The organism is uncultured Williamsia sp. (assembly GCF_947494875.1).
Classification (GTDB): Bacteria; Actinomycetota; Actinomycetes; order Mycobacteriales; family Mycobacteriaceae; genus Williamsia_A.
Genome location: NZ_CANLWM010000002.1, coordinates 178627 through 192723, shown reverse-complemented (window position 1 = coordinate 192723; position 14097 = coordinate 178627). Strand labels below are relative to the sequence as shown.

Sequence of the window (14097 nt, the reverse complement as noted above, 5' to 3'; positions counted from 1 at the left end):
CACCTGACCGGGCGGTGACGCTCGCCCACGTCGTCGACCTCCTCGCGTGCCCCGTGTGCGGCGGCGAGGTCGACATCGACGAGCGGTCGGTCATCTGCGACCGCGGCCACACCTTCGACATCGCGCGGCAGGGCTACGTCGCCTTGCTCGCCGGCGCGTCCCACGGTCTGCGCTCGGACACCTCGGAGATGATCGCGGCTCGCGACCGTGTCCAGGCCGCCGGTCGATTCGACCCCGTCTCCGACGCCCTGCTCGACGCCGTCATCGGTTCCCGCGTCCTGGACGTGGGCGCCGGCACGGGGCACCACCTCGCGCGTGTGGTGGCCGACGACGACGCCCGCCGGGGCGTCGGCATCGATCTGTCGAAGCCCGCCGCACGGGCGATCGCCCGGGTCTCGGACCGCGTCGGTGCGGTCGTGGCCGACGCCTGGGCGGGCCTGCCGGTGCGCACCGATGCCGTCGACACGGTGCTGTCGGTGTTCTCCCCGCGCAACGTCGACGAATTCGCCCGCGTCCTGGTGCCCGGCGGTCGGGTTGTCATCGTGGCGCCGACACCGCGTCACCTCGACGAGATCGTCGCGCCGATGGGCATGATCGGTGTCGACCCGACGAAGTCGGACCGCCTGGGCGCCACCATGAGCGCCGCGTTCACGCGCCGCGACCGGCGGCTCGTCGAGTACGCCCTGGACGCCGACCGTGGGCTCGTCGCCGACCTCGTCGCGATGGGCCCTTCAGCGCATCACGTCGCACCGGCCGAGCTCGCCGACCGGGCGGCCGCCATGCCGCCGTCGACCGCGGTCACCTTCTCGATGACCGTGTCGGTCTACGAGGCGAGCGCCTGACGGTAGACGGCGACGGTCTGTTCGGCGATGGAGTCCCACGAGAACTCGGCGATCGCACGTTCGCGTCCCGCGGCGCCCATCTCGGCGGCCCGTGCCCCGTCCCCGGCGACGGTGTTCACGGCGGTGGCGAGGCCCGACTCGAACCCACGGGCGTCGGTCGCGTCGTAGGGGACGAGCAGTCCGGTCACCTGGTCCCGGACCACCTCCGGGATGCCGCCCACATCGGAGGCGACGACCGCGGTCCCGCACGCCATGGCCTCGAGGTTCACGATGCCCAGCGGCTCGTAGATGGACGGGCACACGAAGACCGTTGCCGCGGAAAGGATCTGGGCGACCTTGTCGGTCGGGAGCATCTCCTGGACCCAGTGCACGCCGCTGCGCTGCTCCGACAACTGCGCGACGGCGGAGGCAATCTCCGCACCGATCTCGGGGGTGTCGGGGGCGCCCGCGCACAGGACGAGCTGGATGTCGGGGTCGAACTCGTGCGCCGCGGCGACGAGATGCGCGACCCCCTTCTGGCGGGTGATGCGGCCGACGAACACGGCGATCGGGCGGTCGGGGTCGACGCCGAGTGCGCGCAGCGGCGAGTCGTCGGTCCACGGGTCGGCGACCGGCGCCCACTTTGTGGTGTCGATCCCGTTGCGCACCACGTGCACCCGTTGCGGGTCGAGCCGGGGGTAGGCGTCACAGACGTCGACCCGCATCCCGGCCGAGACCGCGATCACGGCGTCGGCGTACTCGACGGCGTTGCGTTCCGCCCAGCTCGAGAGGCGGTATCCGCCGCCGAGTTGTTCGGCCTTCCAGGGCCGTCGCGGCTCCAGCGAGTGCGCGGTGAGGACATGGGGGACGCCGTACAGCTGGGCCGCCAGGTGGCCGGCGAGGCCGGTGTACCAGGTGTGCGAGTGCATGATGTCCGCGCCCTGCGCGCCCGCGACCATCCGCAGGTCCGCCGACATCGTGGTCAGCGCCGCGTTCGCGCCGGTGAGCCCGGGGTCGGCGGTGTAGACGTGCGCGGTGTCGCGCGGGGCGCCCATGCAGTGCACGTCGACCGTGGCCAACGCGCGGAGGTGTCGGACGAGTTCGGTGACGTGCACCCCCGCACCGCCGTAGACCTCGGGCGGATACTCGCGCGTCATCATCGCCACTCGCATGACATGTGACGCTAGTGCGTGGGTGGCGGTCTCCGCCACGGACCGTCGGGTGTGGCCGGGGCCACCGATCACCGATAGGTTGGCGGTGTGAGATCACAGCCGCATGTGCTCGGGATCGTGCTGGCGGGCGGGGAGGGCAAGCGCCTCTACCCGCTCACCATGGACCGTGCCAAGCCTGCGGTGCCGTTCGGCGGCGCCTACCGACTGATCGACTTCGTGCTGAGCAACCTGGTCAACGCGGGATACCAACGACTCTGCGTACTCACGCAGTACAAGTCGCACTCACTCGACCGTCACATCTCGCAGACGTGGCGGCTCTCGGGTTTCAACGGGGAGTACATCACCCCGGTCCCGGCGCAGCAGCGTCTCGGCCCGCGCTGGTACACCGGCAGCGCCGACGCGATCTTCCAGTCGCTGAACCTCGTCTACGACGAGGAGCCCGACTACATCGTCGTGTTCGGTGCGGACCACGTGTACCGCATGGATCCCGAGCAGATGGTCGCCGCCCACATCGAGTCCGGTGCGGCCGCCACGGTGGCCGGGATCCGCGTCCCGCGGTCGGAGGCGTTCGCGTTCGGCTGCATCGACTCCGACGAGTCCGGGCGCATCACGCAGTTCCTGGAGAAGCCGAAGGACCCGCCGGGCACCCCCGACGACCCGAACGCGACGTTCGCGTCGATGGGCAACTACGTATTCACCACGCAGGCCCTCGTCGACGCCATCCGTGCCGACTCCGAGGACAGCGACTCCGACCACGACATGGGCGGCGACATCATCCCGGGCTTCGTGAACCGCGGTGAGGCGTTCGTCTACGACTTCGCCGACAACGAGGTCCCCGGCGCCACCGACCGAGACAAGGGCTACTGGCGCGACGTGGGGACGCTGGACGCCTTCTACGACGCGCACATGGATCTCGTGTCGGTGCACCCGATCTTCAACCTCTACAACCGGCGCTGGCCCATCCGCGGAGCGGCCGAGAACCTCGCGCCCGCCAAGTTCGTCCACGGCGGACTGGCGCAGGAGTCCGTCGTCGGCGCGGGTTCGATCATCTCCGCGGCGACCGTGCGCAACTCGGTGCTCAGCTCGAACGTCATCATCGACGACGGGGCCACCGTCGAGGGCAGCGTGCTCATGCCCGGCGTCCGCATCGGACGGGGAGCCGTCGTGCGCAAGGCCATCCTCGACAAGAACGTGGTCGTCGGACCCGGCGAGATCGTCGGTGTGGAGCAGGAGAAGGACCGCGGCAAGTACGCCGTCAGCGCCGGTGGCGTCGTCGCCGTCGGCAAGGGACAGCGCATCGGCGCCTGACCTCGCCACCCCCCGCGATCCACACGGCCCGCCCCACCCGTCGAGTGGGCATCTGGAGGCGTCGAGTGGGCGGTCGGAGGTGTCGAGTGGGCACCGTCGTCGACCGCCTGCCCACTCGACGCCTCCGACCGCCCAGTCGACGCCTCCAACGGCCCAGTCGACGCCTCCAACCGCCCACTCGACGCCTCCAACGGCCCAGTCGACGGCTCCGGACGCCCACTCGACGAGGGGTCGACGAGTGGCGGTGGCCGACCCGGGTCTAGGCGACGAGTGCGGCGTGCGCCGTGCGGGCTGCGTCGATCAGCTGGGTCATCTCGGCGGTCCGTGCCGACTCCGGGAGATCGTCGACGGGCCACCAGCGCAGATCGACGGACTCGTCGCTGCGGACGACGGGCGGTGGTGTGCCGTCGGGGGTCGGCGGCGTGACCCCGAGGAATCGGACGTCGAGGTGACGGGTCGGGACGCCGAGCGAACACGTGATCGGATGCGTGTGCAGCGCAACGGGATGAGGGTGCAGGCGCACGCCGTCGACTCCGGACTCCTCGACCGCCTCGCGGACGGCCGCGTCGAGCAGGGTCGGGTCGTAGGGTTCGCAGTGTCCTCCGAGTTGGATCCACGCACCGACCCTCGGATGCAGCGTCAGCAGCGCGTGACTCCCCGTGTGGTCGAGGACCAGGGTCGACGCGGTGATGTGTCCGGGCTCGCAGGCGCGCAGGCACGCGTCGTCCCGCGCGGCGAGGAACGCCAGCATGGTGTGCCGCAGGGCGTCCTGCCCCGCGTCGGGTGCGGCGAAGGTGGTGAGCGCCTCGACGGTGGAGGCGTGCAGAGAGGCCGCGGTCACCGGTCGTGCACCAGACCGTCGGTGGACGCGGGCGGGCGTAGCCCGGTCTCGGTCGCGGGGTGGCCGATCGCGATGGCGCCCAGCGGTTCCCAGTCGGACGGGACGTCGAGCAGCTCGGGGACGACCTCGGCGGCGAAGATCGTCGACCCGACCCAGCAACTGCCCACCCCGCGGACCGAGAGCGCGACGAGCAACGCCTGCACCGCGGCACCGACCGCGACGGTGAACATGGTGTGTTCGGCCGAGGTCCGGGTCTCGTCGGGGTAGTCGTGCGCACCGTCCATCACCAGCATCGGTACGACGAGTTCCGGTGCGTCGTACAGGATCTGTCCGCGCCGCAGGCGCTTCTGGATCGACTCCGCAGTCTTCCCGTCGGCGGTGAGGTCGCGTTCCCAGCGATCCGCCATGGCGTCGAGAAGGCGACGGCGACGCTGCCCGTCGCGCACCCAGACGAACCGCACCGGGTGGGTGTGGTGCGGCGCCGGTGCGGTGAGGGCCTCGGCGAAGGCGGCACGCATGTCGGCCTCGTCGACCGGTTCGTCGGTGAACGCTCGGACCGAACTGCGGGTCAGCAGGGCCTGACGACGCCCCAGGGCGACGGCCTCGTCGGCGCCGAGCCAGAAGAGGTCCTCCTCACCCGGCCGGACGAGATCGCGTGCCGTCGAACCGTCGTCGTGGGGGGACAGCCCGCGGATCACCGCGACCGGGGTCTCGCCGAGCTTTCCCTTGGCGAGGTCGGCGGCCGCGGCGATCTCGTCGGCGACGGCGATGTCGGTCACGACGAGTTCGTTGCCCCAGTGGTCCCGGACACCCTCGTAGGGATGGGTCACGGCGATGCCGGCGGCACCGATGGCCGCATCGGTCTGACCCGTCCGCCAGGCGCGACCCATGGTGTCGGTGACGACGACAGCGACCTCGACGCCGAGTGCGGACCGGATCCCGTCCCGGAGTCGGCGGGCGCTCTCGTCGGGGTCGACGGGCAGCAGCACGAGTTCGTCGGTCCCCACGTTCGACCCGTCGACGCCGGAGGCGGCCTGCACGATCCCCAGGGCGTTCTCGGTGATGAGCGTCCGGTTCTTGCGGGCCAGGACGCGGACCGACTCCTGTTCGACAAGCTTGCGGCGCAGCGCATCTCGCTCGTCGGGGTCGGCCGGCGCGACGACCGTCCGCCCCTCCGCCTTCGAGACGATCTTCGACGTCACCACGATCACGTCGCCCGACTGCAGATCGGGTGCTGCTGCGGCGATCGCCGCGGCGACGTCGTCACCCTCCGTGAAGCGGGGGAGGCCCGGGACGGCCCACATGTGGATCCCTCCGGCCGCGGCGTGGTCCGGCCCGCCGGGGGGATCGCTCGCGTCGGGATCGGTCACGTCGGGTCCACACCGACGAGACGGCAGGCGGCGCGCACCATCTCGGCGGTCGTGGCGGGGTCGGTCATGACGAGCGGGACGCTCGCCGTCGCGACCCCGGGGATGTCGGCGGTGTCGTCGGGCGCGACGAGCCAGCCGTCGAGGATGCCCGTGCCCGACCGGGCTCCGTAGTGCGCCCCGATCGCCTCGGCCGTGGTCTCCACACCGATCACCGAGAGGCACTCGTCGGCCATGCCGCGTAGCGGGGCGCCGCCGATGACGGGGGAGACGCCCACGACCGGCGCCGTCGTCGTGCGCAGCGCCGACCGCACGCCGGGGACGCTGATGATCGCGCCGATGCTGACGACAGGATTGCTCGGTGCCAGCAGGACGATGTCGGCGTCGGCGATGGCCTCGACGACGCCGGGGGCCGGGGTCGCCTCCTCGGAACCGACCTGGGCGAACCCGTGGGTCGGGATCTTGGCGCGGTAGCGGACCCACCATTCCTGGAAGTGGATGGCGACCTTCGCGCCGTCGTCCTCACGCGTGACGACGACATGGGTCTCGTGGCGGTCGTCGCTGGCCGGCAGCAGGCGCACGCCCGGCTGCCACCGCTTGCACAGCGCCGCGGTGATGTCCGACAGGCGGTACCCCGCGTCGAGCATCTGGGTCCGGATGAGGTGGGTGGCGAGGTCGCGATCACCGAGGCCGAACCAGTCGGGATCGGCGCCGTACGCGGCGAGTTCGGCCTTGGCGTTCCAGCTCTCGTCGCGGCGCCCCCAACCACGGTCGGTGTCGATGCCGTCGCCGAGCGTGTACATGCAGGTGTCGAGGTCGGGGCAGATCCGCACGCCGTGCATCCACGCGTCGTCGCCCACGTTGACGATGGCCGTGATACTCGGATCCGGCTGCGGCGCAGCGGGATCGACATCACCGGCCGGGAACGCCGTATGGCCCAGCAGATGGCGGACGCCCTGCAGGAACCGGGCGCCGCCGACGCCGCCCACCAGGACCGTTGCCTTCACGACGACCCACTGTAGTCATGGCCCGGAGCCGGCCGGCACCGCCGTCGGAGGGCGTGCGACACGCCACATCCGGGGATCGAGGGGAACTCGACCCCCCGGTGGTATTGGCAATGTGGCCGTTCCGCTTGACCGCGCGGCGAACCAGCGTGTCTAATCACATCAGTGTCATTAGCGATTTGTGACCGAGATGCGTTCCACCGCATGGTTTTCGATCACATGTTCGAACGGCACGTCGAACACGGAACGCGGTTTGAGTCGACCACCCACCCCCGGGCGGGTCATTGCACACCACACGATCTCCTGGACGGGCGATCGGACATCGGAACCATGAGGAGGCCCGGCGATGTCGTTCGAACACATGTTGGGTGACGGATTCCCGTCGCGCACGCCGGCACCGAACACCCCCCACCTGACCCTTGTCACCAATGACTTCGACGCGCTCTTCGACGACGCCGAGGAGCAGTGGCAGGAGCGCGCCCTGTGCGCGCAGACCGACCCCGAGGCCTTCTTCCCGGAGAAGGGCGGCTCCACCCGTGAGGCCAAGCGCATCTGCTCCGGCTGCGAGGTGAAGGCCGAGTGCCTCGAGTACGCCCTGCACAAGGACGAGCGCTTCGGCATCTGGGGCGGCCTGTCCGAGCGCGAGCGTCGTCGCCTCAAGCGCGGCATAATCTGAGCGACCGCGCTCAGCGCGGGTCGGGGTCGATCGTGTCCTCGTCGACGCCGAGGTGGGTCGCGACCTGATGCACCAGGACCTCGTGGACCAGATCGACGAGGTCGTCGCCGGAATCGGCCCGGCTCTCCAACGGCTTGCGGAACACCACGATCCGCGCCTTCGACGGACGCCCCTGGGCGTCGATCCCCGCCGGCAACAGCCGCGCGAGAGGGATGGCTCCGTCCGCGGTCACCTCGTCCGGCCACTGCACGGTCTCGGGATCGCGCGGCAGCATCCGCGGGATCTCGTCCACCGCGAGATCGAGATCGCCCAACTGGTCGTGCCAGCGCGCGTCGATCTCCGCGAACGCCTCGAGCACGATCAGGTCGAACGACTCCGAGCGCGTGTTGGCGGCCGGCAGGTCGGGCGGCAACAGTCGCGACCGCAGTCCTCGCCCGCGGCGGTCCCGACTGCGTCGTCGACGTCCCGACCGCGACGACGAGCCCGCACCGGGACGCATCGACTCCGATCGCGGCGAGCGAGACATGGCGCGAGTGTAGACACGAGCGGCGGGCGCGGTGTGTCGCCCGCGTCGCCGTCGTGTCGCCGGGATAACCTCGCGGGGTGAGACGTCCTCGTCACTGCAGCAGGCCCGGCTGCGCCGCGCCTGCTGTCGCCACGTTGACGTTCGTCTACGCCGAGTCCGTCGCCGTCGTGGGTCCGCTGGCCACCACCGACGAGCCGCACTCGTGGGACCTCTGTGACCTGCACGCCGGCCGGATCACCGTGCCGCGCGGCTGGGAGATGATGCGCAGCGTCGGCAGCTTCCCGGCACCAGTCGGCGACGAGGACGACCTGACCGCGCTCGCCGAGGCGGTGCGCGAGGGCGTCGTGCGTCCCTCCGGCTCGGCGACGGCGCGGTCCGCCGCGGTCGACCACGCGCCGTTCACGGCCCCGCCCGCGGTCGGCACCCGCCCGCGCCCGGGCCGGCGCGGACACCTGCGCGTCCTGCCCGACCCCGTCGACTGATCGATCGCGCAGCTCCGGGCCGCGACCTCGCCGCAAGGGGAACCCCTCGCGCGACGTCGCGCGACGATCATGCGTACGGTGTCGACCGCCCCGCGGACGCCCGTGTGATCGGGCCCCGGAGCCCGGTCACGGGCCACCCCCACCGACTAGGCTGAGTCCGACCCCGACGACCTCCTGTCGTCCCTGTCACCCGTCGGCGCTCAGCGCGCCGGGAGTCGAGGAGAAGCACCGTGTCCGACCCGAACGGGGTGCACGCCGTCACCGCACCGCGCACGGCCGAGTCCGTCGCCGCGATCGTGAAGGCGTACGACGTGCGCGGACTCGTCGGTGAGCAGATCGACGCCGACTTCGTCGCCGACGTGGGCCGGTCGTTCGCCGCGCTCATGCGGGGTGAGGGTGCCGGCTCGGTCGTCGTCGGACACGACATGCGGGCGTCCTCGCCCGACCTCGCGCGGGCTTTCGCCGAGGGTGTCTGCGACCAGGGACTCGACGTCGTCCTCATCGGACTGGCGTCGACGGATCAGCTGTACTTCGCCTCCGGCAGTCTCGACGTCCCGGGCGCCATGTTCACAGCCAGCCACAACCCCGCCGCCTACAACGGGATCAAGCTGTGCCGTCGCGGGGCGAAGCCGGTCGGTCAGCAGACGGGCCTGGCGACCATCGCCGACGAACTGGTGCACGGCACGCCCGCGTTCGACGGACCGCGGGGATCGGTGAGCGAGCGGGACGTCCTGGACGACTACGCCGCGTATCTGCACGGTCTGGTGGACCTCACGGGGAGCCGACCGCTGACGATCGCCGTCGACGCCGGGAACGGGATGGGCGGACACACCGTCCCCGCGGTCCTCGGCGCGAACGGTGCGTTCACCCTGCGTCCCCTGTTCTTCGAGCTCGACGGCACCTTCCCGAACCACGAGGCCAACCCGCTGGACCCGGCGAACCTCGTCGACCTGCAGGCCTACGTGCGGGAGACCGGTGCCGACATCGGCCTCGCCTTCGACGGTGACGCCGACCGCTGCTTCGTCGTCGACGAACGCGGAGAGCCGGTCTCGCCGTCGGCGGTCACCGGACTCGTCGCCGAGCGCGAACTCGCGAAGCACCCGGGGTCGTCGATCATCCACAACCTGATCACGTCGCGTGCCGTACCCGAGCTGGTGTCCGAGCGGGGCGGAACGCCCGTGCGCACTCGCGTCGGTCACTCCTTCATCAAGCAGCAGATGGCCGAGACGGGCGCGGTGTTCGGTGGCGAGCACTCCGCGCACTATTACTTCCGCGACTTCTGGGGTGCGGACTCGGGCATGCTCGCCGCCATGCACGTGCTGGCTGCGCTCGGCGAGAGCGACGTCCCCGCGTCGGAGATGCTGTCGGGGTACGAGCGTTACGTGGCGTCCGGCGAGATCAACTCGACAGTCACCGACGCGGCGGCGGCCACCGAGTCGGTCATCGCGACCTTCGCCGACCAGACCGCGTCGATCGACCGACTCGACGGCGTCACCGTCGATCTGAAGGACGGGTCGTGGTTCAACCTCCGCGCGTCCAACACCGAACCGCTGCTGCGCCTGAACGCCGAGGCCGCGACGACCGAGCGCATCGACGAGATCGTCGCCACCGTCCTCGGCATCGTCCGCGCCTGACCTCGATACGCTGGCCATGATGCTCACCGGCGCACCCGATCTCGACGACGTCCCGCAACTGCAGGACGCCGACGTCGACGGCTGGCTGCGTGCGGGCGCGCTCGCCGGTGCCCAGGTCCGCGCGGTGTCCGCGGCCCTGGAGGAGGGTGTCCTCGAACCGCTGTCGCGGGTCCGTCCCCGCGCCGTGATCGTCGTGGTGGGCCGTGGGACCGCCCGCGACGCCGCCGACCTCGTCGTCGCCACCATGTCCGCACACACCGACGTCCCGCTCGTCGTGGTGCCGACCATCCCGGGGTGGGTCGGCCCGCTCGACGTGGTGATCGTCTCCGGCGACGACGCCGGGGACCGCGCCCTCGCCGACGCGGCCGCCCGCGCGGTCCGTCGCCATGCCGAGCTGGTGCTCGACATCCCCGTCGAGGGACCGATCGCGGAGGCGGCGGCAGGAGGCGGACTGGACCTCTCGCCCCGCGTGTCCACGCCCGACCCGTTCCGGTTCTGCGGGCACGTCGCCGCGCTGGCCGGGGTGATCGGCGCCCTGGCCGAGGTCCGTACGGGCGGAGCGCGTTTCGACGCCGCCGCGCTCGCCGACACCCTCGACGCGGAGGCATCCGCGGCGCACCCCGGCAACGAGTCGTTCCACAACGCGGCCAAGTCGCTGGCCGCCCGGGTCCAGGGCCGTCAGGTCGTCTGGGCGGGTGACACACCGGCGGCCATGGCGCTGGCCACACACGCGGCGCGCACCGTGTACACCGTCGCCGGGATCTCCGGTGTCTCCGCCGCCGTGTCCGAGGCGCTCGTCGTCGCGGCGCGCCCGACGACGGTCGCCGCGCCCGAGGTCGACCCGATCTTCCACGACCCGGACTTCGATCCCCCTCTGGCGGCACCGCCACCACGGGTTGTCGTCCTGACCACCCGCGCGGCGGAATGGACGACGCGGCAACGGGTCTCGTCCCTACCCGAGGTCGACGTCCTCACCGCGACCGACGACGAAGCACCACCCCCGGCGCAGGCGCCCGTCGGTGACGCCCCCGGCGACATCGAGTCGCTGCTCGTGCTCGCCCTGCGCGTCGAGATGGCGGCGGTCTACCTCCGGCTGATCGGGGCGCGGTGATGCGCACCCTCGACGGTGTCGTCCGCCCCTACGCCTGGGGGTCGCGGACGGCGATCGCGTCACTGCGCGGGATGCCCACCCCCTCACCACATCCCGAGGCCGAACTCTGGTTCGGCGCGCACCCCGCCGCGCCGGCCCACTGTGTCGACGGTGGGGCGGGGGAGGACCTCCTGACGGTCATCGACGCCGACCCGGCCGGGCAGCTCGGTGCCCACTGCGCGGATCGCTTCGAGAACCGACTGCCCTTTCTGCTCAAGGTCCTCGCCGCCGAGGAACCGCTGTCCTTGCAGGCGCACCCGACCAAGGAGCAGGCGCGCGCGGGGTTCGCCCGGGAGAACGCCGCCGGCATCCCGGTGGACGCCCCGGACCGCAACTACCGCGACGACAACCACAAGCCCGAGTTGGTGGTGGCGCTCAGCGAGTTCGACGCGCTGGCCGGCTTCCGCGACCCGACCGTCACGGTGGAGCTCCTCCGTGATCTCCAGGTCCCCGAACTCGACTCGTACCTCGGACTGCTCGCCGGACAACCGGACTCGCACGGTCTGCGCGCGCTCTTCACGACGTGGCTCACCCTGCCCGACTCGATCCTGCGCAGTGTCATCCCGGCGGTGCTCGAGGCCGCCATCGCCTACCTCAACGCGGGTGGGCGACGGTTCGCCCTCGAGTTCCAGACGGTGCTCGAACTCGGCGAGGCCTATCCCATGGACCCGGGTGTGCTCACCGTGCTGTTGCTGAACAGGCTGCGGCTGTCGCCGGGTGAGGGTCTGTTCCTGGGCGCCGGGAACCTGCACGCCTACCTGCGGGGGACGGCGGTCGAAATCATGGCCAACTCCGACAACGTCCTGCGTGGCGGTCTGACGCCGAAGCACATGGACGTCCCTGAACTGCTCGCCGTCCTCGACTTCGCCCCGTCGGCGGTGAGCGACCTGCTCCCCGCGGTGCGCACCGTCGGACCCGAGCGCATCTACTCCACGCCGGCCTCGGAGTTCCGGCTGTCGCGGATCGAGCTCGACGGCACGGGGACGCGCCTCCCGTCGTCGGTCTCGCTCGACGCCCCGGGGCCGCAGATCCTGACGGTGATCAGCGGGACCGTCGAGGTCCGCGGTCACGGAGCGGACTACGTCTCGGTCACGCCGGGCCGGTCACTGTGGCTCGCCGACTCCGACCCGGACGTGGTGGTGCGCGCGGCGTCGAGCTCGGCGGTGTTCTTCCGTGCGATCGTGCCGGGGACCTGAGGAGGCCCGTCGTCACGGGTGGAGCGAACGCGCGAACTCCTCGAAGTGGTCGCCCATCTGCTCCAGCGTCATGCCCTCCCGGTGCAGCAGGAACCCGACCACGGCCGGCTCGAGCGGCGCCATGACGGCCTCGCGGATCGCGATCGCCGGCGCGGTGTAGCCGAGTTCGACCAGCAACGACTGCACGTGGATCGCCGACACGCGGCGAGCGGGGTGGTCGAGGCGCAGCGGACCGGCGGCCTCGTCGGCCTCGGTGAGGATGTCGAGGTGCGCGCACACCATCGCCAGCCGCGCACGGCCGTAGGCGACGAGCCGCTCACGGGCCGGGGCGCCGGGGCCCAACGGCGGGGGCCCGCTGAGGAAGGCGCGCTGCATCTCGGTCTCCGAGTGGTCCAGGAGCGACCGCATGAGGCCCGCACGCGTCCCGAAGCGACGGAAGACGGTGCCCTTGCCGACACCGGCGGCCCGCGCGACCTCGTCCATCGTCACCGCGGACGCCCCGTGTTGTTCCACGAGCCGCTGCGCGGCGGTCAGCAGCATCGACCGGTTGCGCACCGCGTCGGCCCGGACGGACTCGACGTCGTCGACGACGGGCAGCGCCGACCGTACGGAACGCACGGTGAGGTCGCCGCCGCCGGGGAGTGGCAGGTCGGTGGTCACGTGGCGAGCGTAGCGCGAGGTCGGAGCCGTCCTGACATCCCGAGGAATGTGATCGGACTCCGGTCCGTTTGCATCACCGACGGGTGCCGCGCAGGGCGGCGCCCCTGCGCTCCGGAGTGAGGGGACCCCCATGACATCGACCCAGCCGCGGACCGCGGACATCGCCGTGCTCGTCGGCAGCCTGCGGTCAGGATCGGTCAACCGCCAGGTCGCCGAGGTCGCCGCCGAGCACGCGCCCGAGGGCACGACGGTGCGGATCGTCGAGGACCTCGCGTCGGTGCCGTTCTACGACGAGGACATCGACAGCGCACCCCTCGACCCCGCTGCCGCCCGCCTGCGCGCCGAGATCGACGCCGCGGACGCCGTCCTGATCGTGACGCCCGAGTACAACGGCACCATGCCGGCCGTGGTGAAGAACGCCATCGACTGGACGTCCCGTCCGTACGGGGCGGGCGCCCTGAAGGGCAAGCCCGTCGCGGTCATCGGTGCGTCCGCGGGGCAGTACGGCGGGAAGTGGGCCATCGACGACACCCAGCGGTCGGTCGGGGTGGCCGGCGGCGTCGTCGTCGAGGAGGCCGCCGTGCCGATCGCGGCCGCGACCCTCGCCGGCGCTCCCGTCGCGGAGGTCTCCGAGGTGACCGATCGGGTACGCGCCGCGATCACGGCCCTCGCGGGGGCCGTCGCCGCCTGACCCACCTCGACCCGCACGCCGGCCCCGGGAATCCCACGGATGTGATCCGTCCCGAGGCCGGCGCCGTCGTCTGTGACGTGCGACACGCCGGGACATCGCGACGCAGCCGCGCGCGACCTGCGACTTTCACGAATGTCATTCGCAAGCTGTTGTGTCGGCGATGGATGTGAGACACTAGGTGTAGTGATCGGGACGCCGACAAGGCTCCCGAGAACCACGTCGGAGATCCGGTCCTCGAGGCCGTTCTGGCGGCCATCTCTCGCGTCCCCACTCGCGCCACCCGAGGAGTTCCCATGGCGATCACCGTCTACACCAAGCCGGCCTGCGTCCAGTGCAACGCGACCTACAAGGCGTTGGACAAGCAGGGTCTGGAGTACGACGTCGTCGACATCAGCGAGGACTCCGAGGCACGTGACTACGTGATGGCACTGGGCTACCTGCAGGCGCCCGTCGTGGTCGTCGGCGACGATCACTGGTCGGGCTTCCGTCCCGACCGCATCAAGGCGCTCGCGACCGCCGCCGCCTGACGGCACCCGCGCACCCATCCGTTCGTCCGCCGCAGCCAGACA

15 protein-coding genes are annotated in these 14097 nt (G+C 71.5%); 9 read left to right on the top strand and 6 right to left on the bottom strand.

Annotated features, from left to right (window positions below):
- The first annotated feature begins 14 nt into the window (after nucleotides 1-14).
- The gene (locus tag Q1A98_RS06255) at nucleotides 15-842 is read left to right on the top strand and encodes a putative RNA methyltransferase (RefSeq protein WP_299571006.1); all 828 of its coding nucleotides are present in this window, start codon (nucleotides 15-17) and stop codon (nucleotides 840-842) included.
- Here Q1A98_RS06255 and glgA read toward each other — a convergent pair.
- The gene (gene glgA, locus Q1A98_RS06250; RefSeq protein WP_299571004.1) at nucleotides 824-2032 is read right to left on the bottom strand and encodes a glycogen synthase; all 1209 of its coding nucleotides are present in this window, start codon (nucleotides 2030-2032) and stop codon (nucleotides 824-826) included. The two genes, Q1A98_RS06255 and glgA, sit on opposite strands and share 19 nt — an antisense overlap.
- Before the next feature lie 48 nt (nucleotides 2033-2080).
- On the opposite strand from glgA, the gene glgC reads away from it, so the two are divergent.
- The gene (glgC, locus tag Q1A98_RS06245; protein ID WP_299571002.1) at nucleotides 2081-3301 is read left to right on the top strand and encodes a glucose-1-phosphate adenylyltransferase; all 1221 of its coding nucleotides are present in this window, start codon (nucleotides 2081-2083) and stop codon (nucleotides 3299-3301) included.
- 259 nt (nucleotides 3302-3560) lie between these two features.
- Here glgC and Q1A98_RS06240 read toward each other — a convergent pair whose 3' ends face one another.
- From Q1A98_RS06240 to cofD, 3 genes are read right to left on the bottom strand one after another with little or no spacing between them, the layout of a single operon-like run.
- Nucleotides 3561-4142 carry an NUDIX domain-containing protein gene (locus Q1A98_RS06240; protein ID WP_299570999.1) on the bottom strand — a complete coding sequence of 194 codons (582 nt, stop codon included), beginning with the start codon at nucleotides 4140-4142 and terminating at the stop codon, nucleotides 3561-3563.
- Nucleotides 4139-5512, bottom strand: coding sequence for a coenzyme F420-0:L-glutamate ligase (locus Q1A98_RS06235; protein ID WP_299570996.1), 1374 nt, complete (start codon nucleotides 5510-5512; stop codon nucleotides 4139-4141). Before Q1A98_RS06235 ends, Q1A98_RS06240 begins: the two co-directional genes overlap by 4 nt.
- Nucleotides 5509-6516, bottom strand: coding sequence for a 2-phospho-L-lactate transferase (cofD, locus tag Q1A98_RS06230; RefSeq protein WP_299570993.1), 1008 nt, complete (start codon nucleotides 6514-6516; stop codon nucleotides 5509-5511). Before cofD ends, Q1A98_RS06235 begins: the two co-directional genes overlap by 4 nt.
- 358 nt (nucleotides 6517-6874) lie before the next feature.
- On the opposite strand from cofD, the gene Q1A98_RS06225 reads away from it, so the two are divergent.
- Nucleotides 6875-7189: a WhiB family transcriptional regulator gene (locus tag Q1A98_RS06225; RefSeq protein ID WP_299571830.1), complete on the top strand. Its 315-nt coding sequence runs from the start codon at nucleotides 6875-6877 to the stop codon at nucleotides 7187-7189.
- Nucleotides 7190-7199: 10 nt separating this feature from the next.
- On the opposite strand, the gene Q1A98_RS06220 is transcribed toward Q1A98_RS06225, so the two are convergent.
- Nucleotides 7200-7688, bottom strand: coding sequence for a metallopeptidase family protein (locus tag Q1A98_RS06220; protein WP_299571828.1), 489 nt, complete (start codon nucleotides 7686-7688; stop codon nucleotides 7200-7202).
- A 104-nt stretch (nucleotides 7689-7792) separates the two neighbouring features.
- Between Q1A98_RS06220 and Q1A98_RS06215 the strand changes: the two genes are divergently transcribed.
- From Q1A98_RS06215 to manA, 4 genes are all read left to right on the top strand, one after another.
- The gene (locus Q1A98_RS06215) at nucleotides 7793-8197 is read left to right on the top strand and encodes a DUF3499 domain-containing protein (protein ID WP_299570990.1); all 405 of its coding nucleotides are present in this window, start codon (nucleotides 7793-7795) and stop codon (nucleotides 8195-8197) included.
- A gap of 230 nt (nucleotides 8198-8427) precedes the next feature.
- A complete protein-coding gene (locus Q1A98_RS06210) occupies nucleotides 8428-9831 on the top strand; it encodes a phosphomannomutase/phosphoglucomutase (protein ID WP_299570987.1) in 1404 nt (467 codons plus the stop codon).
- A gap of 19 nt (nucleotides 9832-9850) precedes the next feature.
- Entirely contained in the window at nucleotides 9851-10942 is a 1092-nt protein-coding gene (locus Q1A98_RS06205) for a hypothetical protein (RefSeq protein WP_299570985.1), read from the top strand.
- Nucleotides 10942-12177 carry a mannose-6-phosphate isomerase, class I gene (manA, locus tag Q1A98_RS06200; RefSeq protein WP_299570982.1) on the top strand — a complete coding sequence of 412 codons (1236 nt, stop codon included), beginning with the start codon at nucleotides 10942-10944 and terminating at the stop codon, nucleotides 12175-12177. Before Q1A98_RS06205 ends, manA begins: the two co-directional genes overlap by 1 nt.
- Nucleotides 12178-12189: 12 nt before the next feature.
- On the opposite strand, the gene Q1A98_RS06195 is transcribed toward manA, so the two are convergent.
- Entirely contained in the window at nucleotides 12190-12837 is a 648-nt protein-coding gene (locus tag Q1A98_RS06195) for a TetR/AcrR family transcriptional regulator (protein ID WP_299570979.1), read from the bottom strand.
- A gap of 130 nt (nucleotides 12838-12967) precedes the next feature.
- Between Q1A98_RS06195 and Q1A98_RS06190 the strand changes: the two genes are divergently transcribed.
- Nucleotides 12968-13528 (top strand): NAD(P)H-dependent oxidoreductase, encoded by a 561-nt coding sequence (locus tag Q1A98_RS06190; RefSeq protein WP_299570976.1) that lies wholly within the window; start codon nucleotides 12968-12970, stop codon nucleotides 13526-13528.
- A gap of 293 nt (nucleotides 13529-13821) precedes the next feature.
- A complete protein-coding gene (locus Q1A98_RS06185) occupies nucleotides 13822-14055 on the top strand; it encodes a redoxin NrdH (protein ID WP_299570974.1) in 234 nt (77 codons plus the stop codon).
- The last annotated feature ends 42 nt before the right edge of the window (nucleotides 14056-14097 follow it).